Source organism: Psychrobacter sp. CX18 (genome assembly GCF_057396215.1).
Genome location: NZ_JBXYJH010000003.1, coordinates 356,733 through 382,557 on the forward strand (window position 1 = coordinate 356,733; position 25,825 = coordinate 382,557).

The 25,825-nt window shown below is 41.9% G+C and carries 16 protein-coding genes; 8 read left to right on the top strand and 8 right to left on the bottom strand.

Going from position 1 to position 25,825, the window contains the following annotated elements:
* Window positions 1-200 precede the first annotated feature (200 nt).
* From odhB to sdhC, 6 genes are all read right to left on the bottom strand, one after another.
* Window positions 201-1,442 (bottom strand): 2-oxoglutarate dehydrogenase complex dihydrolipoyllysine-residue succinyltransferase, encoded by a 1,242-nt coding sequence (gene odhB / locus AC2SLT_RS03615; protein ID WP_486546211.1) that lies wholly within the window; start codon window positions 1,440-1,442, stop codon window positions 201-203.
* A 113-nt stretch (window positions 1,443-1,555) separates the two neighbouring features.
* Window positions 1,556-4,444, bottom strand: a complete 2,889-nt coding sequence (locus AC2SLT_RS03620) for a 2-oxoglutarate dehydrogenase E1 component (RefSeq protein ID WP_486546213.1) — start codon at window positions 4,442-4,444, stop codon at window positions 1,556-1,558.
* A gap of 1,331 nt (window positions 4,445-5,775) precedes the next feature.
* Entirely contained in the window at window positions 5,776-6,486 is a 711-nt protein-coding gene (locus AC2SLT_RS03625) for a succinate dehydrogenase iron-sulfur subunit (protein WP_486546215.1), read from the bottom strand.
* A 197-nt stretch (window positions 6,487-6,683) separates the two neighbouring features.
* Entirely contained in the window at window positions 6,684-8,534 is a 1,851-nt protein-coding gene (gene sdhA / locus AC2SLT_RS03630) for a succinate dehydrogenase flavoprotein subunit (protein ID WP_486546217.1), read from the bottom strand.
* 353 nt (window positions 8,535-8,887) lie between these two features.
* A complete protein-coding gene (gene sdhD, locus AC2SLT_RS03635) occupies window positions 8,888-9,268 on the bottom strand; it encodes a succinate dehydrogenase, hydrophobic membrane anchor protein (protein WP_486546219.1) in 381 nt (126 codons plus the stop codon).
* Complete coding sequence (gene sdhC, locus AC2SLT_RS03640; protein WP_486546221.1) at window positions 9,268-9,645, bottom strand: succinate dehydrogenase, cytochrome b556 subunit; 378 nt, start codon at window positions 9,643-9,645, stop codon at window positions 9,268-9,270. Before sdhC ends, sdhD begins: the two co-directional genes overlap by 1 nt.
* A gap of 1,546 nt (window positions 9,646-11,191) precedes the next feature.
* Between sdhC and gltA the strand changes: the two genes are divergently transcribed.
* The gene (gltA, locus tag AC2SLT_RS03645; protein ID WP_486546223.1) at window positions 11,192-12,472 is read left to right on the top strand and encodes a citrate synthase; all 1,281 of its coding nucleotides are present in this window, start codon (window positions 11,192-11,194) and stop codon (window positions 12,470-12,472) included.
* A gap of 127 nt (window positions 12,473-12,599) precedes the next feature.
* Here gltA and AC2SLT_RS03650 read toward each other — a convergent pair whose 3' ends face one another.
* Together AC2SLT_RS03650 and AC2SLT_RS03655 are read right to left on the bottom strand one after the other, a co-directional pair.
* Window positions 12,600-13,637 carry a hypothetical protein gene (locus tag AC2SLT_RS03650; RefSeq protein WP_486546225.1) on the bottom strand — a complete coding sequence of 346 codons (1,038 nt, stop codon included), beginning with the start codon at window positions 13,635-13,637 and terminating at the stop codon, window positions 12,600-12,602.
* Between the two features lie 89 nt (window positions 13,638-13,726).
* Entirely contained in the window at window positions 13,727-14,230 is a 504-nt protein-coding gene (locus AC2SLT_RS03655) for a type IV secretion protein Rhs (RefSeq protein WP_486546227.1), read from the bottom strand.
* 577 nt (window positions 14,231-14,807) lie between these two features.
* Between AC2SLT_RS03655 and AC2SLT_RS03660 the strand changes: the two genes are divergently transcribed.
* The 7 genes from AC2SLT_RS03660 to AC2SLT_RS03690 all read left to right on the top strand — a co-directional run bounded on the left by AC2SLT_RS03660 (window position 14,808) and on the right by AC2SLT_RS03690 (window position 25,817).
* Window positions 14,808-16,166, top strand: coding sequence for a replication-associated recombination protein A (locus tag AC2SLT_RS03660; RefSeq protein WP_486546228.1), 1,359 nt, complete (start codon window positions 14,808-14,810; stop codon window positions 16,164-16,166).
* A gap of 455 nt (window positions 16,167-16,621) precedes the next feature.
* Window positions 16,622-17,740 carry a bifunctional 3,4-dihydroxy-2-butanone-4-phosphate synthase/GTP cyclohydrolase II gene (gene ribBA, locus AC2SLT_RS03665; RefSeq protein WP_486546230.1) on the top strand — a complete coding sequence of 373 codons (1,119 nt, stop codon included), beginning with the start codon at window positions 16,622-16,624 and terminating at the stop codon, window positions 17,738-17,740.
* Between the two features lie 16 nt (window positions 17,741-17,756).
* Window positions 17,757-18,932 carry an alpha/beta fold hydrolase gene (locus tag AC2SLT_RS03670; RefSeq protein WP_486546232.1) on the top strand — a complete coding sequence of 392 codons (1,176 nt, stop codon included), beginning with the start codon at window positions 17,757-17,759 and terminating at the stop codon, window positions 18,930-18,932.
* A gap of 376 nt (window positions 18,933-19,308) precedes the next feature.
* Window positions 19,309-20,181 (top strand): bile acid:sodium symporter family protein, encoded by an 873-nt coding sequence (locus AC2SLT_RS03675; RefSeq protein WP_486546233.1) that lies wholly within the window; start codon window positions 19,309-19,311, stop codon window positions 20,179-20,181.
* 667 nt (window positions 20,182-20,848) lie between these two features.
* Window positions 20,849-23,287 (top strand): ATP-dependent helicase, encoded by a 2,439-nt coding sequence (locus tag AC2SLT_RS03680; protein ID WP_486546234.1) that lies wholly within the window; start codon window positions 20,849-20,851, stop codon window positions 23,285-23,287.
* A 744-nt stretch (window positions 23,288-24,031) separates the two neighbouring features.
* Window positions 24,032-25,162, top strand: coding sequence for a polysaccharide biosynthesis/export family protein (locus tag AC2SLT_RS03685; protein WP_486546236.1), 1,131 nt, complete (start codon window positions 24,032-24,034; stop codon window positions 25,160-25,162).
* 220 nt (window positions 25,163-25,382) lie between these two features.
* On the top strand, window positions 25,383-25,817 hold the full coding sequence (locus AC2SLT_RS03690; protein ID WP_486546238.1) for a low molecular weight protein-tyrosine-phosphatase: 435 nt from the start codon (window positions 25,383-25,385) through the stop codon (window positions 25,815-25,817).
* Window positions 25,818-25,825 lie beyond the last annotated feature (8 nt).

The window sequence follows — 25,825 nt, forward strand, 5'->3', positions numbered from 1 at the left end:
TAATTCTTAACGTTTTTATTTATAGGGTTGTCTTTTTAAACATCAAGTCTGATATGACTGTCGCACTAAGATAGTAATTGGACAGTGATTCATCATTACTGTTTACTAAAAACTGATCATTTCATTTATTAACTGATCATTTAATCACATCATAACGAAAAAGCTTGTACCAGATTGACTCCGATACAAGCCTGTGTGCTTTATAGGTCTAATAATAGTTTTGCTGGATCTTCGACAAGCTCTTTAATAGTGACTAAGAACTGAACCGCGTCTTTACCATCAATCATACGGTGATCATAAGACAGCGCCAAATACATCATTGGTAAGATTTCGACCTGACCATTAACTGCCATCGGACGATCATTAATAGCGTGCATACCTAAAATAGCCGTTTGAGGTGGATTCAAGATAGGTGTTGACATTAATGAGCCAAATACACCGCCATTAGTAATGGTAAATGTACCACCCGTCATCTCTTGTAAAGACAGCTTACCGTCGCGTGCTTTACCCGCAAACTCACGGATACCGCCTTCGATATCGGCCATGCTCATACGATCAGTGTCACGTAGGACTGGGACCACAAGACCACGGTCAGAAGATACCGCCACACCCACATCATAGTAGCCATGATAAACGATATCATCACCATCGATAGAAGCATTCACCGCTGGGAAACGTTTAAGCGCTTCTGTCGCGGCTTTAACGAACATAGACATAAAGCCTAGACGAGTGCCATGACGTTTTTCAAACTCGTCTTTGTATTTAGCACGTAGATCCATTAATGGCTTCATGTTCACTTCATTGAACGTGGTCAACATAGCAGTTTCTTGAGTCGCTGATAACAAGCGGTTAGCCACTGTTTTACGTAGGCGAGTCATCGCAACACGTTTCTCAGTACGCTCACCGACAGACTCGGCTACTGGGCGGCCACTGTCAGACTTAATTGAGTTGTCCGTTTTAAGGGTTGGATTTGCCATATCTTGTTTGGTGACACGACCACCACGACCACTGCCTTCGACTTGCTTAGGATCAACACCAGATTCTTTCGCAGCTTTACGCACGGCTGGGCTTTGATCTTTATGATCATCTGCAGAATCTTTAGATGCTTGCTTAGGCTCGCCACCGTCTGATGCTTCTTTTTCTTCAACAGCATCGCTAGACTCTTCATTATCATCTGAGCTGTCATCGCTTGACGTAGAGCCGGTTGCGCCTGCTTCAAACTCGCCAATTAGCTCATCCGATAACACAGTATCATCAACTTGCTTAACAATCTTAGTCACCACACCATCGTCAGGAGCAACCACTTCAAGGACTACTTTATCTGTTTCAATTTCAGCTAAAATATCATCTCGATTGACTTGATCACCTTCACTAACATGCCACTCTACGATAGTACCGTCAGCAACTGACTCTGGGAATACGGGCGCTTTGATATCTGCCATGGGAACTGCTCCTGTTATAAATATAATGTTTTTAATAGATGAGTAATACGTATTTTGATTATGTTGGATAATATCAAAGGTCTAAACTAAAAACCGTTTAGACCTTTTTTAATTTATTTTAAATCATCAACATTGACGCCAAGCCCACCAGCTACCAACTCTTGTTGTTGACGCGCATGGATTGAAGGCAATCCTGTGGCGGGAGCTGCAGAGGCAGGACGCGCGACGGGATCTGCTACCTTAGCTTTTGTGACACGCGGCTGATCATTATCTTGTGGTCCAAAAATACGGAACATATGTGGTGCTAAGTAGTACCAAGCCCCTTGGTTTAATGGCTCTTCTTGACACCACACGATCTGTTCTAGATTGGCATACTTTTGAACCTCTTCTACCATTCTCTTCTCTGGTAATGGATATAGCTGTTCTACCCTGATAATGGCCACATGGTCTAGTCCAAGCTCGCGGCGCTGTTGTAGTAAGTCATAGTAGACTTTACCACCACACATGACCAGACGAGTTACTTTGTCATTATCTAATTGATCAAACTCTGGCAATACAGTCTCGAACTTACCGTCTGCAAGCTCTTCTAAATTGGAAACAGCCAGCTTATGACGCAATAAGCTCTTCGGTGACATTACTACTAATGGCTTACGGATAGGACGAACCGCTTGACGACGTAACGCGTGGAATATCTGTGCTGGCGTCGTTGGCGTAATCACCTGTATATTGTCTTCAGCACATAATTGTAAGAAGCGCTCAAGACGTGCAGAAGAATGCTCTGGACCTTGACCTTCAAAGCCATGTGGCAATAACATGGTTAAACCGCAAACACGTTGCCATTTGGTTTCACCGCTTGAAATAAACTGATCAATCACCACTTGTGCACCGTTGACAAAGTCGCCAAATTGCGCTTCCCAAATGATCAATGCTTGAGGCACCGTGGTTGCATACCCATACTCAAATGCTAATACTGCTTCTTCAGACAATAATGAGTTATAGGTGGCAAAACGAGCTTGGGTGTCATTAAGATGTGCGAGTGGCACGTACATTTCACCATTTGCAGTGTTAAAGATTTCAGCATGACGGTGCGAAAACGTACCACGGCCTACATCTTCACCAGTAATACGCACTAAAAAGTCTTCATCAACCAATGACGCATAAGCTAAGGTCTCGGCTGCACCCCAGTTTAGTGGCTCTTCACCGGTCTGCATCGCCAAACGCTGCTCGACAACTTTTTGCACCTGACGCTGTAACTTAAAGCCTTCTGGCATCTCAGCCATACGGCGTCCATATGCTTTTAATTTTTCGATATCGACACTGGTGTCCCAGTCATCTTCTAAATCGTGACCTAAATAGGGCTTCCAATCTACAAATAACTCTTCATTAGGATCTTTAACCAATGAATTAGCAACATATTCACCTTTATCAAGCGACTCGCGGTATTCATCTTCAAGTTGCTTGTCTTCACCCTCTTTAATCACACCCTCTTCTACCAGTTGCTTCACATACTGGGTGCGTGTAGTTGGTAGCTTTTTGATAACCGAATACATCAATGGCTGAGTAGCTGAAGGTTCGTCTGCTTCGTTATGACCATTACGGCGATAGCAGAATAAGTCAATAACGATATCTTTATGAAACTCATGGCGATAATCAAGCGCCATCTTAGCGGCAAATACCACGGCTTCAGGATCATCACCATTGACATGTAAGATTGGCGCATGCACCATTTTAGCAATATCAGTACAGTATTCAGTCGAGCGCGCATCTTCTTGGCGACTGGTGGTAAAGCCTACTTGGTTATTGATGACAATATGAACCGTACCCCCAGTAGTATAAGCACGCGTTTGTGACATTTGGAAAGTTTCTTGTACTACGCCCTGTGCGGCAAAGGCGGCATCACCATGCACAACTAACGGTAGCACTAAGTTACCATCGGTATCGTTACGACGAACTTGACGGGCACGTACTGAGCCTTCTAATACAGGCGATACAATTTCAAGATGCGACGGGTTGAACGCTAAGGCTAAATGCGTTTCACCACCTGGTGTCATCACATTTGAGGAATAACCATTGTGATATTTAACGTCGCCTGACCCTTTTTGTGGAATAACTTTACCATCAAACTCATCAAACAGATCTGCTGGGTTTTTACCCAATATATTAACCAATAGATTCAGACGTCCACGGTGAGCCATACCAATCACAATCTCTTTGGTACCATAGCCACCAGCACTTTGAATAATTTCGTGAACCGCAGGGATAAAGCTTTCACCGCCTTCTAGACCAAAGCGCTTCACACCGGTGTATTTACGGGCTAAATATTTCTCCAAGCCTTCAGCGGCAGTCAATCGCTCAAGTATCGATTTTTTCTTTTCATTATCAAATTTGATATAGCCCAGGTTGGTTTCCATATACTTTTCAAACCAGCGCTTTTCAGTACTGGTCGTAACATGCATGTACTCAATGCCTATGTGACTACAATAGACGCGGTTTAGGATCTCAATAATTTCACGAAGCGTCGCTTCTGACTTACCAATGTTAAAATCACTGGTTGGAAATACTGTGTCTAAATCTGCTTCTGACAGCCCGTTGAATTCTAACGACAAATCTTCAACCTCTGCTCGTGGCTTAAGACTTAAGGGGTCAAGATTAGCACGACGATGACCACGACGACGGTATGCAGAGATTAACTTCTGTACACTCATTTGACGAGGATCAACACAGGTGGTATCACCCGTATTGTTAGACTGAGCTGAGCTTGAGGCAGCAATCACACCTTTGTTGGCAGTTTGATTGCGGGCAAGTAATAGAAATTGGTCTTGAATAGCATGGTGTAATGCGTCGTTGCCCGTTTCAAAATCTTTGAAATAGGTTTGCCATTCGCTATCTACACTATCAGGATCTTGTAAGTACTGCTCATAGAGAGACTCAATGTAGCTTGCATTATCCCCTGCAAGCTCCGTTGCATCAGCTTTTAAGGCTTCATTAGTCATTGTATTCATAGTCTATTCTTATTTACATTAGGGTTATTTAAAAAAAGTACATACGTTTATGCTATGGCTATATGTTGCGAATTGTCGGTTGTTACTTATTTACTTAGTTACTTATTTACTTAGTTATTTATCAACTCGTTATATTATCAATCAGTTACTAGGCATTCTGTTATAAAAATTAGGTTATTGGAAACTTTATACTTTATCAAATAGAGTATTAAGAATAGAGAGTTAAGAATAGAGAATTTAGAGGTTTAATTAAGGCCTATATGAAAGAAAGATGCATTAAACATACCAGTCTATATAATATTTGATTTTAATTTGAGAGCCTAACGCTTAACCTTCTTTTTAATCTGTTCTTTTCACCTAAACTTTACGATATTTATATTTTTATCTAGACTTTTTATCTTATCTTTTTATCCAGTCTTATTTTAATCATATTATATGTTTAAATTAGTGAGCTCTTTTTTAGGTCTTTGTTTAGTTATTACCTTTAATACCCTATTAAACTCTATTCCAACTTAAACAAAACTCTATTTTCGCTTACTCATTCATTAATAAACGTTTATTAATATAGGTTTATTAATATACGTTAATATCAAGTTATCAATTTAATTATCATAAGCGATAACGTTTTATATTATAGTTATTATTGGTTACATGACCATTAATTAGGTTCAGGTTATAAAAATTAAAAAGACAGACTTAAAATCACAATATTTAAAACAATAATGTTGTATTCCGTTTATAAGACATACAGTTTATCAGATATGTCACTAACCGCTCTGACAATTATTCAGATATTGATTCACATGTTGATTCAGATAATTACTTATAGACAATTACTTATTAAATGAAACAATAAATGATTCAGTTAATAGTGCAGAAAATCAACTCGGTCAGATAACAGTTGCACACTGAATTAAAGAGTAACATGGAACCCATTAATTAAAGGTTAATTTGCTCAATATCTACTATTTAAAAAGTAAATATTCAACCTATCATTGTGCGTAATTTTAACAAAAAAAGACCCCTATCAACAAATAGAGGTCTGTGGTATTCACGTAAAGCAACACAACGACATCACTGCCACGCCATACCCTTTAAATCGTTTTACTATTTCCTATAGTCATAGCCAGACTAAAAAGTTACAGTGTTAACCTCGCTTAGCCTACTACAACAGTAGTACTTACACTGGGTTGCCTTGTACCTTTTTTAGCTGGCTTCGACTATACAATAAGCGGGCAAAAACTATCAGTAAAACTCTCGAATTATCATATTATTATAGCCTATCAAACAGCTGGTTTAATAGACCGTTTAATAAAGAGTGTCATAAAGCATTAGCCAGCTTGCTCTAATAGCAAGTTACGTAGATGACCGATGGCGCGAGTGGGATTCAATCCTTTAGGACATACTGACACGCAGTTCATAATACCGCGGCAACGGAATAAGCTGAACGGATCATCTAAACGTGCTAAGCGAGCACGAGTATCACTATCACGACTATCGGCAACGAAACGATAAGCATGCAATAGCGCAGATGGTCCTAAGAACTTATCAGGGTTCCACCAGAATGAGGGGCAACTGGTTGAACAACACGCACATAAGATACACTCATACAGACCGTTTAATTTCTCACGCTCTTCTGGAGATTGTAGACGCTCAGTTGGTGGTGCAGGCTGATCATTAATTAAGAACGGATGAACTTTTTCATACTGCTCATAAAACTGGTTCATATCGACCACTAGGTCACGCACTACTGGTAAACCTGGTAGCGGACGAATGGTAATCTTCTCAGGTAGCGTATTCATGTTAATCAAACATGCTAACCCATTTTTACCGTTAATATTCATACCGTCAGAGCCACAAATACCTTCACGGCATGACCGACGGAATGTAATCCCTTCATCTTGTTTTTTCAAACGTAGTAACACATCAAGTAACATACGATCTGAGTCTAAAAGCTCAACCGTATATGTTTGCATGTACGGGGCTGCGTCCTTATCAGGATCGTAGCGGTATATCTCTATGGTGCGAGTACCTCGGCTCATAATGCTAACTCCACACGGTGTAAAGCGGCTCGGTGAAAACCTTCTGAATGATTGCTTTTTGCCAACCGCTTTACTAATTTAAAAGTTAAATTCAAAGAAAACAGGTGTAACGAATAGTGTTTATCTATAACTGATAACCTAATGCCTAACATGCTGTGCTCAGCCTTTCGTACTAAGCTAAGCATGGTTACCAAAACTTAGTAGACACGTACTTTAGGCTCTACGTAGTCGACGGTAAGCGGCACTTTACGAACAGGCTTATAGATGATCTTATTGCCTTCAGAGTACCAAAGTGTGTGCTTCATCCATTCATCATCGTTACGACCGTTTGGTGCGACTGGATCATCCTCAGGACGATCATAATCTAGGACGGTATGAGCTCCACGGCATTCATGACGGTGCGCCGCTGATATCATTGTTGCTTTTGCCACTTCGTAAAGATTAGCCACTTCTAACGCTTCGATACGAGCGGTATTAAACACTTGCGATTTATCTGCGAGATGAATATTGTCTACTTTTTCTTTCAGTGCCAATAGTTTTTCCACACCTTCATCCATTAACGCTTGCGTACGGAAGACACTGGCGTGTTTTTGCATCAACGCACGAATTTCATCGGCTACATCCTGCGCATTATAGCCTGACGTTGATTGCTGTAGTTTATTTAAACGACCAACGGTATAGTCTAGCACGCGTGGATTAATCGGCTTATAGTTATGATCGGCATGATTATAGTCATCGGTAATATGTTTGCCGGCAGCGCGTCCAAATACTACCAAGTCAAGCAACGAGTTGGTACCTAAGCGGTTTGCACCGTGAACACTGACACACGCACATTCGCCAATGGCATATAAGCCTTTGACCACTTTACCTTCGGTATATAATCCATGCTCATCCACTGGGCCTTCCAAATCTGGAACGATAACTTGACCATGAATCGTGGTCGGAATACCGCCCATCATATAGTGAATGGTTGGAATAACAGGAATAGGCTCTTTAGTGATATCGACGTTCGCAAAGTTTTTGCCAATCTCAAATACGGACGGCAAACGCTTCATAATGGTATCAACACCTAAGTGAGTCATATCCATAACGATATGATCGGCATTTGGACCACAGCCACGACCTTCTTTGATTTCTTGGTCCATTGAGCGTGATACTAAGTCACGCGGTGCTAAGTCTTTCACGGTCGGGGCGTAACGCTCCATAAAGGCTTCACCGTCTTTATTACGTAAGATAGCCCCTTCACCGCGGCAGCCTTCGGTTAGTAGCACACCCGCTCCAAATACGCCCGTTGGGTGGAACTGCCAAAATTCCATATCTTGCAATGGAATACCCGCACGTACTGCCATACCAAGACCATCACCTGTATTAATATAGGCATTGGTAGAAGCTGAGAAGATACGACCAGCACCACCCGTGGCTAGAACAGTATGGTTAGCTTGGAAGACAGCCACAGTACCCGTTTCTTGCTCAATGGCAACCACACCGTTAATATTGCCATCTTCATCTTTGATTAAATCAAGGGCAATCCACTCGATGAAAAACTCAGTGCCTTTTTCAAGGTTCTTTTGATATAGCGTATGCAATAAGGCGTGACCCGTACGGTCAGCGGCAGCGCAAGCACGTTGAACCGCCTTTTCACCATAGTTTGAGGTGTGACCGCCGAATGGACGCTGGTAAATAGTACCATCTGGGTTTCTATCAAAAGGCATACCCATGTGCTCAAGCTCATACACTACTTTTGGTGCTTCACGGCACATATATTCAATAGCGTCTTGATCGCCTAACCAGTCAGACCCTTTTACGGTGTCATAGAAATGGAAATGCCAGTTATCGTCACTCATGTTACCCAAGCTTGCGCCAATACCGCCCTGAGCGGCAACCGTATGTGAACGGGTTGGGAATACTTTGGTAATAACAGCCACTTTCATGCCACTTTCTGCCAATTGCAGAGCCGCACGCATACCTGAGCCGCCACCGCCAACGATAACAGAGTCGTAATTTAGGGTTTTGATATTACTAATTGTATTGTCTTGTCTAGTTGCCATTACGTTTTCCTAATGAATACGTTAGTCGTCATATAAGCTGGCGATGGTCGCTATAACCTTGAGGGTTGTTATAGCAGCACATTACCAGATAGGCTCACTTAAATCTAAAGTCGCAATTGCAGTTATCTTCACTTTATTAGTAAGGGCTAAATCTTTAATATCGGGACAAAGTGTAAAAGTCACTTATATACGATAAGCTGACCCTGCCCTGACTATTAAAATCAGTCACATTTAAATCATATGTTTTAACTTCAGATGCATTAGCATTAACTACTTTACTAACAACTAACAATCGCTATCACATCAATGACTATAAAAGAGACTGAATTAAAAAACAGTGACTGGATTAACCCTTAATTAAAAATCATTGCTCCTGGGCTCCAGAAAATCATGATGCCCCAAAATACATATACCAAAATTGCAATAATCATCGCAGCTTGTAGTACAAGGCGCAGTCCAGTACTTTTTACATAGTCAGTAAATACGGTCCACATTCCTACCCAAGCATGTGCTGCTAGTGCCAAAATAGCCACCAAACTAAAGAGACGCATTGGCAAACTTGTAATAAAGCCGACCCAGTGCTCATAAGTCACGTCGCCATTGAGTAAGAAAAAACCCACCATGACGACAGCATATACTGCCAATACCACAGCACTAATACGTTGCATTACCCAATCGCGTGTGCCTGAACCGGTTAGGCCAGTTGCACCTTTAATTCCAGAATCATTTTTCATTAGAACATCACCCATATAAATGATAGCACTATCAATATAGCGGCAATAACAAAGCTAATAATTGACGCTTTTTTCCCTGATTGCAGTTCTTCATTTAAGCCCATATCAGCCAATAAATGCTTAATACCCATGACGAAATGATAGGCTGTTGCTGCCACGAATACCCAGGCAATAAAGCGCACAACAATATTGTCAAATACGGCTAAGAAATGATGGGGTGACTGTAAAGACGTTTGCAATAGCCACAACATCACCGGGATTAATAAGAAAAGAATAATGCCTGAGATACGATGCAAAATCGAAGCTCTAGCCGTCGGTGAGCTGTTAACGCTTATCACTTGGCTAAGGGGTAGATTAATCGGTCGATTGCTTTTCACAGCGGGCGTCCTTTTACGGTTGACACTCGGGATACGTTTGAGCACACAATGCCCTATCTAAGCGCCCAACTGAATCAACGACCAACAACTCACTTCATTGTCATAGCACTGAGTTAATAAAGGCTATAATAATAGTCATTGTCAGTCTTAATTTGTTATCGCAATTCTTAGGTTTTGACGCTCAAAACATATACGAGACGGATAAGTTAAGGAGTAGCTAACTGGCTAAAGTCGTCTTTAGCCGAACTGTAAAGCTTACAGTACTCTAAATTTATTTGAATAGACAAATTTTGTATTAGCTAAGCGTAATATATAGTAGCTAAGCGTGTTATTAAGTGATATTCAAATAGATTTAGGGCATTTGGATACGATGCCAAGGCTGACACCTTCGTTAGGTATATAATAATAGAACTCAAAAGTTATCCATTATAAAAACCCTCTATAATCATATTAACTACCGTAAAACATCTGTTGTTAAATAACAGACAGCGTTCTCGACAAGAAAGACGATTATAATTGAAAGGTGTTGGCAGTCACCATTGACTTAACAGGGGTTATCACAGGCATATTTACTGAGAAATTTATAATTAATATCAAATAAACAGTGACACTAATTATAAATCTAGATAAACCAATAACAACAAAAGCGTTAACTAAATGGACGACCAGCATCTATAATGGAGTAATTATAGAGTTTGTTGCTAGTAATTACAAATAAAATACTGAATAAACCCTAAGTGACAAAAGTTATCAGTTAGTTTATTACTCATGAGACTATTGTTTTTTGTTGGTTTAACTGATTGATTTTGATTAAATAATCCAATAGTAATGATACTGAGGCTTGTAAGTAGTAACTTGTAAGTAGTAATAAGTCTTATGTTATAAAGCTTCTTAAGTAAAGACTCTTAAAAGGAGTCTATGGTTAAGAGGAATCTATAGTTTAGAGGAATATATAGTACGGTCTGTGTATTGTTTGGCTAAATGAGTGATAGTCGCTAACTTATCCTATACGTATTTACTAGTGAACTTCCATTGACTAACACGGACTGATTACGTTATAAATGAGGCTTGCACTAAAATTTCGTTATAAATGTTTTATCATTTTTATTCATTAAGTGGTTATTAACTGGTAATATATAGCCCGTTTTATGGCTTTGCTGATAACCGAATACTGATAACCTATTGCTACTCAGGCTACATTTATCCACACGTATATGAGTGAGTGTGGCTACGTTATGGTATTGCTATGGTATGAAAGTCAAATTGTTTCAAGCTCAAACTTTTTAAACCAAAAGGTTCATGTAAAACGTCCGGTTAAAATGTATTGATAAGACTCTATTTTATAACTCCATTAGTCTTTTAAAGATTTGAAATTGATTTAACATCTCATCCCCGATAGCTATTATTATGTTAATTTAGCCTAGTGCTAGATTTTAAAGGAAACGTGAGGACCCTTCTTTGGAACAAATCCTAACCCGTTTCTGATATCTTTTTAGTTATCAATTCCGAACAGCAGACTATTTATTCTAACAATTAAGAGGATTTTATGGCTAACGATACTGCATATTTAAAGGTAGATGGTGAAGAATACGCACTACCCATTATTAAGGGTACACTGGGGCATTCTGTCATCGATGTAGCGGCCTTCCAGGAAGCAGGCTATTGGACGTATGATCCAGGTTTTAAAGTGACTGCCCCTGTTGAGTCAAAAATTACCTACATTAACGGCGAAAAAGGTGAACTACTGCATCGTGGTTATCCTATTGACCAACTTGCTGATAACGCTGAATATCTTGAAGTGTGCTACGCTCTCTTGCACGGTGAGTTACCAAACGCTGAGCAAAAAGCAGACTTTTATGAAAAAGTCCGTTCGCATACCGGTGTGCATGAGCAATTACGTAAGTTTTTTGAAGGCTTCCGCCGTGATGCCCACCCGATGGCCGTGATGGTCGGTGTGGTTGGCGCGCTTTCTGCCTTCTATCATGATAACCTTGATGTGACGGACGAAAGACAACGTGATATCACTGCTATTCGCTTAATCGCAAAAATGCCAACACTTGCTGCCATGAGCTACAAGTACACCAAGGGCGAACCATTCATGTACCCTCGTAACGACTTTAGTTATGCGGAAAACTTCTTATATATGATGTTTGCAACGCCTGCGGATGTCGACTACAAAGTCAATCCCGTAATTGCCAAGGCCATGGACAAGATCTTCACACTTCATGCTGACCATGAGCAAAATGCATCGACCTCAACTGTTCGTTTAACAGCGTCAACTGGCGCCAATCCTTACGCCTGTATCGCTGCTGGTATCGTTGCTTTATGGGGCCCTTCACATGGTGGTGCTAACGAAGCGGTATTGAAAATGCTTGATGAAATCGGCAGCGTAGAAAACGTTGATGAGTTCATGGAAAAAGTAAAACGTAAAGAAGTGAAATTGATGGGCTTCGGTCACCGCGTCTACAAAAACTTCGATCCACGTGCTAAAGTCATGAAAGAGACTTGTGATGAAGTATTGGGCGCACTAGGTATCAATGATCCTAAGCTTGAGCTTGCTATGAAGCTTGAGAAAATTGCTCTTGAAGATGAGTACTTTGTTAAACGTAATCTGTATCCAAACGTTGACTTCTACTCTGGTATTATCTTAAAAGCAATCGGTATCCCAACGTCTATGTTTACTGTGATCTTTGCGTTAGCTCGTACTTCAGGCTGGATCAGCCACTTACTTGAAATGCACAGTGCACCGTTCAAGATTGGTCGTCCACGTCAGCTATACACTGGTGAAACGAAGCGTGACTTTGTTAAGCTTGAAGACCGTAAATAAACAATTTACGCTATAGCACTGACGTGTCAATCTATTAGGCGCTAAATGTTTTAGGTTAAAAGTGTATTACTAAATAAAACCTATGAAAAAGACCCTTGATTTCGCTATCAGGGGTCTTTTTTGTGACTTATTCAAACTGTTTTAATTTCTCTTCATATTTTTTTATCTGCTCGTCGTAGCCTTTAATCTTGGCATCAAACTCGCTAATCAATTCATCAAACTTAGCAGCTTGCTGCTGCTGGGCCGCCCGCTGCGCTTGTTGCAGGCTCTCAAGCTCGGCACTTTGCTGGGCTTCGATTTGCTCCCAAAGCTGATATTGCTTTAGCAGTCTTGCCAGCGCGGGTGTTTTGCTCACCAAATGCTCAGCCAGCTCCATATTGTTAAACACATCTGGGATTAAGGTGGCCACATTGAGGAGCGTATTGACCGCTTGAGCAGGTAAAGGCACCTCATCAGGTAAATATAAAGCCTGCATCGCCACCTGATAGCGGCGGCTAATCTCAACGGCAGTCAGTTCTTCTGGCTCTACGATCGGCACATTGGCTAGTGGCCAATTGCGAAAGGTGACCACCTCAGTTGATTCTGGTGCCGATGAGGCTGCCACTGCTGCAGTATTGTTGACCACTTTAGAGCTATTAGCCGGCGTTTGATCGGTCTGTTGTTGTGATTGGGTCTGACTTTGAGTCTGAATTTGAGTTTTTGTCTCTGTATCGGCTGTGTTAGAGGCTGGCGCACTCTTATTAGATGTTGTTGTTGGTTTGCTTTTAGAGTTTGCTGGCTCAGAACTTTTAGAGTCTGAGTTTTTAGGTTCGGGGCTGGGGCTGGAAGTTGGCTCTGGCTCATCGGCTGCTTGTAAGGCTTCATACTCTGCCAGCTCGCTTTGTTGTAGATCTAACATTTTATTGACAAACTCTGCTTCAAAGCTTGCGACATGATCAGCCGCCGCCGCACTCATTGGGCTTGATTCGGGTACTGTCTCTCCCTCATTGGGCGCCTGTTCTGAGGTGGTTTTATCGACATCTGCACTATCTGGTTGCGGCTGACATCCTGTAGCACTTAGCACACTAGCTAGAGCTACTAACATAAACGATCGCTTAAAACGGCTGACGCTTAGATGTGTTGGCGGATGCTGTTGGCTTAGAGCGGCTGTCTTAAAATCGGTCACTGCGGTTTCTCCATGTTTTTAATGTATATCCTAGTCTCAATGTGTACTCTACTCTCAACGTGTACCCTACTCTGAATTGTTGAAATAGGCTATTCATTAAGATCTGCAGAATGAAGAAAAGGAATGCAAGCTTGCCACGCTTGGCAGTCTTTACCCAGCTCACGACGCACGAAGTAGTCTTGTACCATGCGCGCTTGTTGTTCAATACCATATTTAAAAAAGGACTTGCCTTCTTCTAATACATAGTCGTAACGTCGGTTAAGCACTGCTCCGCGTACTACTTTTAAACCCTGCTGTATCTGCCACACGTGCGTTAATTCGTGAATTAGCCAGCTCTTTTTGCCTAATGATTGGGTGCTAAAGTCTTCTATCCAGTCTTGCGGGTTAAAGTAGATATTACCATTGGGACTGACGGCATAGTTTTTTAATACCCACCAAGCGGTCTTAAGGCGTACGCCGGTTAAGTCAAAATCTGCGCCAAAGACGGAATGCGCCATATCTATTTCTGCCTTAGTTAAGGAGCGACTTTTAGCGGGTGCTAATTTAACTTTATTAAAGATAGACCTTAAGCGGTGAATCGTATTAGATCGCATGTTATTCTCTATATATTGAACCTATACACTGGTGCTTTAAACTTACGCTTTAAATTTATACGTTAAACTTAGAACTTACGCCTCATTTAGATTGGTAGGGACTGGTCATTATTTATCTATGCTTGTATTCATGCTTGCTGTACAGTGGTTCCAGAAGCGCAATAAACAATACCCAGTCGCTGTGAATGACCAAAATCCTGATTTATAAGGTTTGTTATGTATCCTACGATTTTAAATATAGAACCCCTTTTATTACAAATATCATAATGGATTAATATCCGTTAACTTGCAATTGTATAGCGTTTAAGTTGTAATCTAGATATTGTTATTATTAATGTGACTAGTGATATACATCTACTGCTCTAAACAAGGATTTATGTAGAATTAGCATTTGTAGCAACTGGGGATCATTTATTGACACGGTCTGAAAGGTAAAGCCAGACGTTTAATAAATAATCTCCAGTTGCCTATAAAATTTAAATACTGCTAGTCGCGTCAGTCCTAAATCTTAAACAATGCTATTTACCTAGAACTTATTTATATAACACCATTCCTTAAAAGGCCATCGACCTAACCCATGTCTCAACGTCCTAACACTGCTTCTCCTAACGCGATTAATACGTCAGCACAGAGCCTTCCTCATTCTGATATTCCGTTGGCCCAACGCTTGCGGCCGAAGACGCTCAAAGAAGTGATTGGGCAGGCGCATTTACTAGCGCCCGGAGCGCCTATTAGCCGCTTTGTTGAGAATAGCCATTTACCCTCGCTTATCTTACACGGTGAGGCGGGTATTGGTAAGACCACGATTGCGATGCTACTGGCGGATGCGGTGGGTCGACCCTTTTATCCACTGTCAGCCATCAATACGGGCGTCAAACAGCTGCGTGAAGTACTGGATGCTGGTCAGAAATCAGGGCAGGCAGGGCTAGACTTTGCACCGCCTGTGGTCTTTATCGATGAGATACACCGTTTTAATAAAGCGCAACAAGATGCGCTGCTGGGTGCTGTTGAGTCTGGCGATATTACCTTGATTGGCGCCACCACTGAAAATCCGTCCTTCAGTGTCAACAATGCTCTGCTGTCTCGCTGTCAGATCTATCGGCTTGAACCGCTGGATACTGAACAAATTGAGCAGTTATTGAAGCGTGCGCTAGCAACTGACACCCTATTATCACAGATAGACATTCAGCTCACTGCTGCTTCGCAAATTGCAAAGCTGGCACACGGTGATGCACGAAAGTCGCTGAATTTACTTGAGATGGCAGTACAAGCGGCGGATCATAACCAATCGCCTATCTTAATCGATGACGAGTTATTGTCGCGTGTGGCGCAAACGGCGTTGCAGCGCTATGACAAAGATGGCGATCAGCATTATGACATCATCTCAGCGATGATTAAGTCCGTACGTGGCTCAGACCCTGATGCTGCCTTATATTGGATGGCGCGTATGCTGGTAGCAGGTGAGCCACCGGAGTTTATTGCGCGTCGTTTGGTGATATTAGCCAGTGAAGATATCGGTAATGCCAACCCCAATGCGCTACTTCTGGCGGATGCTGCCCTGCGCTCCGTGAAAATGATTGGGATGCCAGAAGCACGTATCATCTTAGGTCAAGTGGTGGTGTATTTGGCGACATCTGCCAAAAGTAATAGCACCTATATGGCGATAAATAAAGCCATGCAATTAGCACAGCAAGATCAATCGCCTGTGCCATTGCATCTACGCAATGGCGTTACCAAGCTGATGCAGTCACAAGGCTATGGCGACGGCTATGTGTATCCTCATGATTATCCCAATCATTATCATCCTCAGCAGTATTTGCCCAACAGCTTAGTCGGTACTCAATTTTATCACTATGCGGATAATCAACGCGAACAACACAGCTTACAGTTTATGCAGTGGCTAAAGTCACAACAATCACAGAAGTCACATAAGTAATAAGTTTGCTAATATTCATCTGAGTTTAAGCTCAGATTAGAGGTTGTAAAGGCAGACACGCCGTCGCACTTTTATCAATACTATTGATTCAAACCATTTAATGGCTCTCGGCGTTAGTAAGCGTTACAATAGCCGACGAATAATCCTACTATACTATTTTTGAAAATTAAAATTTCAATAAAAACAAGCTGATGTTAACCTCAACTCGGAATAAGAATTTTTGTAGGCCATTGTTTTTTTGAGTTAAAAATCCATCCCCAACCCTTCCTTGGGAAAAGGACGGGAGCTAACCTTTCAAAAGTTAATGTCTAGATTTGGTATTATTTTCATCATTGGTATTAAAAATAAATAGTGATTAAATAAATAGTGATTAAATAAATAGTGATTAAATAAATAGTGATTAAATAAATTGGTATTAAACAATATAAGTTACATAATAAAAGAGATGACCCCCTATGGCACTAAATAATATTACAGACATCATTGAAGACATCCGCGCCGGTAAGATGGTGATATTGATGGATGATGAAGATCGTGAGAATGAAGGCGATCTTATTATGGCAGCGACTCATGTGAATAGTGAAGCCATTAACTTTATGATTACTCATGCGCGTGGATTGGTCTGCTTGACGCTGACTGAAGATCGCTGTCGCCGTCTTGAATTGCCGCTTATGAGTGACCGCAATCAGGCCAAATTTAGTACCAATTTTACAGTCTCAATCGAGGCCGCAGAAGGCGTAACGACCGGTATTTCTGCCGCCGATCGTGCACGTACGGTACAAGCCGCGGTGTCTGCCACTGCAAAAGCGGAAGACATCGTACAGCCTGGTCATATTTTCCCGATTATGGCGCAAAAAGGCGGGGTACTACACCGTGCAGGGCATACTGAAGCTGGTTGCGATTTGGCACGCTTAGCAGGACTTGAACCTGCCGCCGTCATCGTTGAAATTATCAATCCTGACGGTACCATGGCACGCCGCGACGATTTAGAAAAATTCGCCGCTGAGCATGACCTCAAAATAGGTACGATTGCCGACTTGATTAACTACCGCATTGCCAATGAAAAAACGGTCAATGAGGTCAGTCATCGCCCTATCGAGACCGATTTTGGCACCTTTATGTTGTATCAATTTAAAGAGTATGGCGCTAGCGAGACCCATTTGGCGTTGGTAAAAGGTGATCCAAGCGAAGGCGTTAGCACGGTACGGGTGCATGGCTTCCATCCCCTGCGTGATTTATTTGCCGCCAAACGAGATGAGACCGGTCGCAGTGGTTGGAGTGTGCAAAGCGCCTTGGCAGAAATTAGCCAATCTGAACGTGGCGTACTGGTATGGATCGGCAGCAATCAGCCTGTCGATCTAGGCGACGTACTTGAGCGTGCTTATAACAACCAATCGCTATCGACACTCTCCAATCAGCCATACCGCAGTATTGGGGTCGGTGCTCAAATTTTACGTCACTTAGGCGTACGTGACATGCGCTTGCTATCGACACCGCTTAAGTTCAATGCGCTATCCGGCTTTGATCTTAATGTGGTCGAGTGCATTGACTCTCCGAACACGCCAACGTCTTAATTTGGCTAGACCCCTTATGTTTGACTCATCAAAGCCTGACTTAAACAATAAGCGAAATAATAAGCTGTCAAATCAGCTAACTCGTAAGCTAGCAGCTAATGTGACGCGCAAGCTTAAACCGATTAGCAAAGCCACGACACTATGGCAGCCCTATAATCCTGAGTTGCACTATATCGTCAGCTATGATGGGTTTAAGATTCCTGTTACCGTTATAGGCCCTAAAGAGGGGGATGATCAAGGTCAGCCTGTCACCCCTGTATTGTTACTACATGCCTTTGGTATGGATGCTCGGCAGTTCCTGCCCTTTATTTTGCCATTGGTGTCGCAGTATCGGTTTTATTTACCGCATTTTCGTGGTTTTGGCTTGGCAGCTGATACGCCGTCGACTGAGTTTGACTTTATTGAGCAGTATGCTGATGATGTCGAGGTGCTATTGAGCCATATCTGCGACAGACATCAGACAGAAGCGGTGGATGTTGCCGCTATCTCGATGGGGGCGTTGGTGGTATGGGCGCATTTTAATCGCTATTGTGATACGCAAGATAGTCGTGATGCTTCAAAACCAGCTCATTCAAAAACAACCCATTCAAAATCAGTTCATTCAAAAATAACTCACTCAAAAATAGCCCGCTATTTAAATATTGACCAGTCTCCGATCGTGCACAATCAACCCGATTGGCAAGGCGGGGTATTTGGTGACAAACAGGACCAGATATTTGAGCAATTTAGGGAGGTACTGCAAGCTGCTCTGCCGTACCTTGATGCGCTAAACGTTTCTGAGTTCTCGCACCTGCCCTATCCTCTTAAGCGTCAGATTACTGAGATGGAAACCGCATTTTCATTGATGTCCGTCGATCGGTTGCCATCCCGCTTATTGATCACAGGTACGGGTTACTTTCCTGCACATAAGCTAGCGTTGTACCAACACCCTACTTGGCAGCAGAAGCTACGCGGACTACAGGCTTATCTAGAGTTGCCCTATGATTACCGCAATGCCCTCCCCAATAACGAGACGCCCATCACCTTATTAATTGGCGGTCAGTCCAAACTTTACGACCCCGTCTGGCAACGTAAGCTAGCCTCTATCCTGCCTACCGCTAAAGTGATTGAAGTACCAGAATCTGGACATGCGATACCAATGGATGCCCCTATTCGCTTTGCGAGTCTCTTAAAGCAGTTTCTACAAGCCTAATATTTACAAGCTAAATTAATATTTACAAGCTAAATAAAGGCGAAATCAAGACAGGTTAGATGATAATTATGACCTGATTAACATAAGTCAACGCATAAGCCATGGGTTTCGTGTCGCTAAAGAGTACGCGACATATTCTAAATACGATAACGATCGTTTGGCTATAAAAATAAACTGTGTCTAAAAACTGTCTATAAACCATTTACAAACTATCTAGAAACAAGCACCCTTTCAAAAAATCATTTAAAAACAAGTGTTCACCCGCCTTATCTACTTATGTTACTGATGGTTAAGCCTTGTTTCATAGGTCTGTATTACTTATACTGGAGATCGCTTTACCATATCCTCAAATGAATATACCTAAATGGATTTAAGTATGGATACTCTTTCTGTGGCATTATTGCCACTGGTGTTAGGCTTTATTATGTTTGCATTGGGACTTTCGATGCAACTGACGGATATTAAATATGTCCTTAAAGCACCTAAGCCCTTCTTCATTGGTTTTATCTCTCAATTAATTATCTTACCGTTAGTTACTCTGTTCCTGATCTTACTTCTCAAACCCGATCCTGTCTTTGCGTTTGGCTTTATGTTACTGAGCTTTTGCCCAGGCGGTGTCACCAGTAATGTGCTTAGTAAATTGGTGAATGGTAATTTGGCCTTATCGGTAGCGCTGACCTCGGTAATGAGCTTGGTCTCCATTGTGACGGTACCCATTTTTACAACCCTTGCTTATCGCTATTATTTGGGCGCAGAATCTGGGCAAGTGAGTATGCTGAGTATGGGGCTTAAGATGTTTTTAATCACTGCCTTGCCTGTTGGTCTAGGTATATTGGTCAATGAAAAGGCCAAAACTTTTACTGATAAACACCGTGATAAATTTATGAAAGTGGCGTTGGTGCTGTTTGTGGTGTTAGTGATCTTAGCAATCCTAAGTAATTACGAGGTACTGCTCGATGATACGGGTAAGATGATCATCATGATTACTACCTTGATTTTGTCTCTATTCACCATCGGTATTGGACTACCGAAACTGTTTGGTTTGTCTTGGCGTGATGCAAAAACCATTGGGATAGAAGTAGGTATTCAAAACAGCACGATGGCCTTGGCACTTTCGGGTCTATTGGCAGTGTCCATAGACAGCATCGACACCGTTCTGCCTGCCTTTGCACTTCCAGCGGCCATTTATAGTGTGGTGATGTACGTGTTAGTCGTGCCATATATTTTATTGTTTAGAAAGTTTGAGTAGTGATGGGTGATGTGTCGTTATTGGAAAATTAAGTGATAATATTAGTGATAGTAGGTAACCAGCATTATAATTTACGGCGGCTGGTAATCATTTATTGACACTGTCTGAGAGGTAAAGCCAGACATTTAATAAATAATCCCCAGTCCGCCTATACCGGTTTAAGTAATTCTTTTATGGCGGCAGGTACTGATTTAATGACACTGTCTGAGAGGTTGAGCCAGACGTTTCATAAATAATCCTCAGTCCGCCTATGCCTGTTTAAATCATATTCTTTTATAACCTCGTTCTTAACTCTTGACGTAGGCTGTGGCTTTAGCCCAGCATTATTGATTAAAGGTCTTAATATGCTGGGCTAAAAGCACCAGCCTACAGTGCGTTGGGGATGGATTTTCGGTAAAAATCCCCCTAAATCCCCCTTTGAAAAAGGGGGGCTTGCCACCCTTTTCAGTATCTTTCAAAAGGTGCAGTAAAAGTGCTACTGATAATTCAGTTATTAAGTTGAGAGTGAGGTATTATATTCTGTAAAATCATCTATCTTTGCCAAGCTTATTCAACCTACTAATCTATCAAAATACCTTCTATAATGTCTTTTTTAATCTCTTTTTTAACACTCTTCTTTAATCCTGCTTTGCCTGACTGATATGACTGATTGATATGAAAAACTATTATGACTGATACTTTATTTGAGACCCAAGATTATAGCTATCCGCGACTTGACGATGAGATTCGGGTCAAGATGAAGCGCTTGGGCCAGTCTATTGCGCGTTTAGAGGCGAATCTTATTACGCCCACTTCAATTTTAGAACAGGTAGCAGACGCTTCTGAAAAAGCAGAAAAAACAGCAGAAAAAACAGCAGAAAAAACAGAAAAGTCTTCATCTTCAACAAATTCTGCAAAAGCATCATCTAAAAAGGCGTCAAAAACAAAAGCCTCAACATCAGCAAAAGAGCCCCTATCCGCGTCTAACAATCAACTATTTAATAAAACCTTAGCCGACAACAATACAGTCCTGCAGCACAGCACGGTGGACTATGCTGGCGAGCTCAATCCAAGCCAACTATTGGCAGCAACAACGGTAAGCGGTAAGGTATTGGTCATTGCCGGAGCGGGCTCGGGTAAAACCAAGACGTTGACTTACCGTACCAGCTATCTTATTGAAAATGGCGCTGCGCCAAACAGTATCTTGCTACTGACCTTTACCCGTAAAGCGGCTAATGAAATAAAGGGTCGGGTTAAGACGCTATTGGCAGACAGCTTAGTGGGTCAACAAAGAGACAGTCGCCACGATGTGGATCTTAATGCCATTACCAGTGGCACGTTTCACTCCTTTTGTCATATGCTGCTGCGCCGTTACTCGGGTCTATTGGGTGTCAATCCAAGATTTACCATATTGGACACTGGTGACAGTGAAGATGCCATTGATCTTATCGTGAAAGAAAAAGGCTATGCCCGCAACAACATTCAACAAGCCTTCCCCCGTAAAAAAACCTTGCAAAACTTATTTTCGACCTCGCGCAATCGCCGTATTCCGCTACGGGATCTTATTGAAAATGACTCCCCCGACCTAGCGATTCATATTCCTGAGATTGAGCAACTCGCCAAAGCATACCATCACTATAAACGTGCCAATCATCTGTATGACTTCGATGACATCATTAGCCAAGTGGTCAATCACTTAAAAAACAATACCCCCTTCCGTCAGCTGATCCAACAGACCTACCGTCATGTGATGGTGGATGAATACCAAGATACCAATTATCCGCAAAAGCAATTGATCGACTATATCTGTCAGCCGGACACTGTGTCGCTAATGGTGGTGGGTGATGACAATCAGAGTATTTATGCGTTTCGCGGGGCCAATTATGAAAATATATTGTTATTTGGCGACAGTTATCCCGATGCCAAGCTGATCAAACTTGAGCAAAATTACCGTAGTACGCCTGCAATACTCAATTATGTCAATGCGTTGTCTGAACAAATCACACTGGGCTACCAAAAGCAGTTGTTTTCAGATCTGACGGTTGCGGGTCATAAACCGGTATTATGTCGACGTAGTCATGAGGCGGAAGAGGCGAAGTACATCGCCAATAAAATAGTCGAGCTCAAGCCGGAGCTTGACTATAACGACTTTGCCATCTTAAGCCGTACCTCATATCAGTCCAACCATATCCAGCTTGAGTTTATGGAGCGTCAGATTCCGTTTATCGTGGTTGGGGGTATTAAGTTTATTGAAAAGCGTCATATTAAAGACGTCTTGGCCTTGGTGAAAATACTGTATAACCCCAATGACTCAATTGCTTGGCATCGTATTCTTACCCTATTTAGGGGCGTGGGTGAGGTCACGGCCTCTAAGATTACACAAGCCATTAATCATGACGGTAAGTCGCCCATAGAGGAGTCGCTACAGGCATTGCTTGACCCAAAACTCAGTAAAAATAAAGAACAGGTGACTGAGCTATACCATGTGCTTATAAAAGCGGAGCAACACGCAACCGTTGCCGATACGCTCGATACCTTGATTGAGTTTTATATACCGATCCTTAAAACAGTTGAGGAAAACTGGCGAGAGCGGGCAGAGGACTTCCGAGTGCTGAAAAACTTAGCGCAAGAGCACAGCAGCTTAACGTCGTTTTTAGAAAATCTAGCGTTAGATCCCCCCAATGACTCAGTGGCAGTATTGAATAAGCCCGATCAACATGATCAAGATGCGGTGACGCTATCGACCATCCATAGTGCCAAAGGACTCGAATGGCCAGTCGTGTTTGTCAATGCATTGGTCGATGGGCTCATGCCTCATCATCGCTCAGTGCATGAGTTTGAAGCGCTAGAAGAAGAGCGTAAACTGTTTTATGTGGCGTGCAGCCGTGCCAAAACGCATTTGTATTTGACTGCCCCTGATTACTTTTCGAGCTTTGCCGGTTACTTTGATAAGGTGTCACGTTTTATCAGTGAAGTGCCAGAAGACAGGGTGACAATTGAGGCGATCACGGCGCGCAAGCTGAATAAGTCTGGCAATAGCTCCCAACATTTTAATCAGGGCGTCCGTTCAGACGATGATATGACAAATCTAAATAACCCTAATGAAAATGACCCTGAATGGTGGTAATGTTTAAGCTTAAATTCTTTAAATAATTGTTTTATAACCCCTTTTAATAATTTTGTTAAATATTCAAATCTTTTTATGACTTTAAATAACTTTAAAAGCCTTAGTAGTAATGCCTCCCTTCATTGCTAAGTTACTTTCATTGTTAAGATTTCTTAAATTCATCGTCTAAAAGTCTTGTTAATTAAGGGCTGACACTGCACGAAATATATCTGTCCTCTCACATTTAGCCCTATACTTTAATTCCCTACTCTTATAATATATATTTAAAATCCCGTTCTCAACTTATTCTGATGCTCACGACACGACATTGATTATACATTAGCACTAAGCACTGACTTAATATGCTGAATGCAGTATTTTTAAAGTTTTCAAATGCTTGCACCTACTATGGTTAGTGTCTTCATGATCACGCAAACTGACACACAAGGCAAAGGCAGAATTTTATTGGGTACTTGAGTTTATTTAATGCTAAAATAACGAAATTTTTAATATTGACTCAAAAGCTTCATAATTAGGCGGTAGACTCCTTAAGTTTTAAAAATGGGTTATTTATTAGACTGTTAAAGCGATCATTAGCCAATTTGACAGACAGAACAGAAGATAGTTCAGCAGATAGTTAAATAAGCGACTAAATAGCCCATTAAATTAATAATTAAATAAACAATTGAATAAATAATTGAATTAATAATTAAATAGACGACAGCGACATATTAGACTAGATCCACAAAAGGTAGATAGGTACACATGACTGTTTTAAAACATTCTAAATCAATGCTCGCCAACACCACCCTAGCCGTACTGATTGCAGTAACGACGGGTTGTGCGACCGTCAATTCAGGCTTACAGTCAGGTGAATTGCCGCCTCAAGGTGCGTTTATTGCAGAAAACGGCATGCAGTTTAATATCCAGCCGTTGAGCATGGCCAATTTACCGCCCTCCCCTACTTATGCCTCACGCAATGGCTTAAAAAATGCGCGGGTACATGAGCTGTTAAGAAACCCACGCGGTTCTGAATATCGTATCTCAACCAGTGATATCCTAAATATAAACCTGATTAGCTATCCAGAAATTACGCCTCCTAATACGACATCGGTTAATACCTCTAACCCCTACGCATCAGGCTACCCTGTCGATCAACAAGGCTATATCCAGTTTCCATTGGTCGGGCGCGTTAAAGCTAGTGGCTTAACCGTCAGCCAATTTACGGCAAGCTTGCGCAGTCAACTACAGCGTTATTTAAAGTATCCTGATCCTCAGGTGAAGATCGTTAATTTCCGAGGCAGTAAATTCTTTATCGATGGCGAAGTGCGGCAACCCGGCGAGTTTAATATCGCGGATGCCCCCGTCTCTATTTATAGTGCTATCTCGATGGCGGGCGGTGCCACACCTGAAGGCGACTCAAATAGTGTGGTACTGCTGCGTAATGGGGTGCGATACGAGCTAGGATTGCGGGACTTACAAGATCGGGGCATCTCAGCCAGCCAGATCTATCTACAGGATGGCGATACCCTGCATGTCAACAGTCAAGATCGCAATAAGGTCTATGTGTTAGGGGAGTTTGGTGAAGTGAAGCCTTTAGAGATCCCTGAGCAGGGCATTAGCTTGTCGCAAGTGATCGGTGAGTCGAAAGGTCTTAATTCTCTCACTGCCAATGCGGCGAAAGTTTATGTGGTACGCGATCATGGACAAGCGTCTTATACCGACATCTATTATGTCAATCTACAAACGGTGACTAACTTGGCGTTGGCCAATCGCTTTGAGATGCAGCCTAATGATATCGTCTATGTCGATCCGACTGGCTTAACGCGCTGGTCTCGATTTATCAACTCGATCTTACCGTCTTCAACTGCCATCCGTCAGTTAGCGACTCTGTAGATGGTTAGAGCCGTTTAGACTGGTTTAGCGTTTTGTAGTATTTTTATAATTTTGGGACTTGTGCATAGTTAGAATTTGTGGCGACTGGGTATCATTTATTCGCTTGCTGTACAGTAGTTCCAGAGGCTTCATAAATAATCCCTAGTCGCCTGAACCACCAAAATCTAGTTTTTTATAAGTTTTATATTTTTATTTGTTTTAATATTTTGAGTGATACCCTATGGCATTTGACAATATATTGGTAGTTTGTATCGGCAATATCTGTCGTAGTCCCATGGCAGAAGCGTTATTAAAACAGCGCTTCCCCAATAAGCATATTGACTCTGCTGGTGTGGGCGCCTTGGTAGGACATGCTGCAGACCCTGCCTCTATTAAGCTTATGGCAGAGCACAATGAGATTGACATCGGCGACCATGTTGCTAAGCAAATCGATGATGACTTGGTACGCAAAGCAGATCTGATCTTTACGATGTCAGACAGTCAAACCAAATGGATCGAAGATCGCTGGCCGTTTTGTCGTGGTAAGACGTTTAAGATGGGTCATTGGCGAGATAAAGATATTGCTGATCCCTATAAGCATGAGATCTCAGCGTTTGAGACGGCTTATAACGACATCGTTAATAGTATTGACGATTGGCAAGACAAACTGGTGTAGGATGTCTT

Excerpts from the sequence above, each read along its gene's own strand:
- sdhD (WP_486546219.1), bottom strand. The coding sequence starts at position 9,268 with ATGAAAAATGATTCTGGAATTAAAGGTGCAACTGGCCTAACCGGTTCA.
- AC2SLT_RS03655 (WP_486546227.1), bottom strand. The coding sequence starts at position 14,230 with ATGCGATCTAATACGATTCACCGCTTAAGGTCTATCTTTAATAAAGTT.
- AC2SLT_RS03690 (WP_486546238.1), top strand. The coding sequence starts at position 25,383 with ATGGCATTTGACAATATATTGGTAGTTTGTATCGGCAATATCTGTCGT.
- gltA (WP_486546223.1), top strand. The coding sequence starts at position 11,192 with ATGGCTAACGATACTGCATATTTAAAGGTAGATGGTGAAGAATACGCA.
- ribBA (WP_486546230.1), top strand. The coding sequence starts at position 16,622 with ATGGCACTAAATAATATTACAGACATCATTGAAGACATCCGCGCCGGT.
- AC2SLT_RS03680 (WP_486546234.1), top strand. The coding sequence starts at position 20,849 with ATGACTGATACTTTATTTGAGACCCAAGATTATAGCTATCCGCGACTT.
- AC2SLT_RS03670 (WP_486546232.1), top strand. The coding sequence starts at position 17,757 with ATGTTTGACTCATCAAAGCCTGACTTAAACAATAAGCGAAATAATAAG.
- sdhA (WP_486546217.1), bottom strand. The coding sequence starts at position 8,534 with ATGGCAACTAGACAAGACAATACAATTAGTAATATCAAAACCCTAAAT.
- AC2SLT_RS03685 (WP_486546236.1), top strand. The coding sequence starts at position 24,032 with ATGACTGTTTTAAAACATTCTAAATCAATGCTCGCCAACACCACCCTA.
- odhB (WP_486546211.1), bottom strand. The coding sequence starts at position 1,442 with ATGGCAGATATCAAAGCGCCCGTATTCCCAGAGTCAGTTGCTGACGGT.
- AC2SLT_RS03675 (WP_486546233.1), top strand. The coding sequence starts at position 19,309 with ATGGATACTCTTTCTGTGGCATTATTGCCACTGGTGTTAGGCTTTATT.
- AC2SLT_RS03660 (WP_486546228.1), top strand. The coding sequence starts at position 14,808 with ATGTCTCAACGTCCTAACACTGCTTCTCCTAACGCGATTAATACGTCA.
- AC2SLT_RS03625 (WP_486546215.1), bottom strand. The coding sequence starts at position 6,486 with ATGAGCCGAGGTACTCGCACCATAGAGATATACCGCTACGATCCTGAT.
- AC2SLT_RS03620 (WP_486546213.1), bottom strand. The coding sequence starts at position 4,444 with ATGAATACAATGACTAATGAAGCCTTAAAAGCTGATGCAACGGAGCTT.